This is a genomic window from Clostridium lentum, from assembly GCF_014287815.1.
In the GTDB taxonomy this organism is placed as follows: Bacteria; Bacillota; Clostridia; order Clostridiales; family Clostridiaceae; genus Clostridium; species Clostridium lentum.
Genome location: NZ_JACOOQ010000055.1, coordinates 1 through 527, shown reverse-complemented (window position 1 = coordinate 527; position 527 = coordinate 1). Strand labels below are relative to the sequence as shown.

Annotated in this window: 2 protein-coding genes and 1 pseudogene; all 3 read left to right on the top strand. The window is 30.2% G+C overall.

Annotated elements, in window-relative coordinates:
* The first annotated feature begins 97 nt into the window (after positions 1–97).
* The gene (locus H8R92_RS13400; protein ID WP_279287113.1) at positions 98–223 is read left to right on the top strand and encodes a hypothetical protein; all 126 of its coding nucleotides are present in this window, start codon (positions 98–100) and stop codon (positions 221–223) included.
* 53 nt (positions 224–276) lie between these two features.
* A complete protein-coding gene (locus H8R92_RS13395) occupies positions 277–399 on the top strand; it encodes a hypothetical protein (protein WP_279287112.1) in 123 nt (40 codons plus the stop codon).
* A gap of 14 nt (positions 400–413) precedes the next feature.
* Positions 414–527, top strand: a pseudogene (locus H8R92_RS13275) (IS3-like element ISBce13 family transposase); the annotation flags it as partial.

Here is a 527-nt window from a genome sequence, read left to right as displayed (position 1 = left end):
TTAGCAGAGCATCGTCTACGAATATGGCATTGCAAAATCAACAATTAACGGCTGGATTAAAGATGTAAAAGAAATTAAAGTAGATGAAAATGAAGTTATGACATTAAAGGAAGTAAAAGCTTTAAGAAAAGAAATGGCAAGAATTAAAGAGGAAAATGAAATATTACACCAAAGGCGGGCTTTAGCCAAAAAAGCTATGGCCATATTTGCAACAAGAAATTAGATGAAGTGATAGAATTTATAAATAATAATAAAAGGAAACATGATATTAAGACTATGTGTACCGTTCTAGGCGTAGCCAGAAGCACATATTATAAATCTTTTGATAAAACTAAATCTGCAAGAGAACTAGAAAATGAGGAATTAAAATCAGCTATTAAAAGGATATATAAAAGGTAGTAGAAGATTTAGAAAACGTTTTAAAAAGAGACTTTACAACTACTTATATTAACGAAAAATGGGTAGGAGATATTACATATATTCATACTAGTAGGGATGGTTGGTGCTATTTAGCTTCAGTTCTTGAC

What these genes read in the sequence shown, in the direction of transcription:
- H8R92_RS13400 (WP_279287113.1), top strand. Translation starts at nt 98, where the DNA reads ATGACATTAAAGGAAGTAAAAGCTTTAAGAAAAGAAATGGCAAGAATT.
- H8R92_RS13395 (WP_279287112.1), top strand. Translation starts at nt 277, where the DNA reads ATGTGTACCGTTCTAGGCGTAGCCAGAAGCACATATTATAAATCTTTT.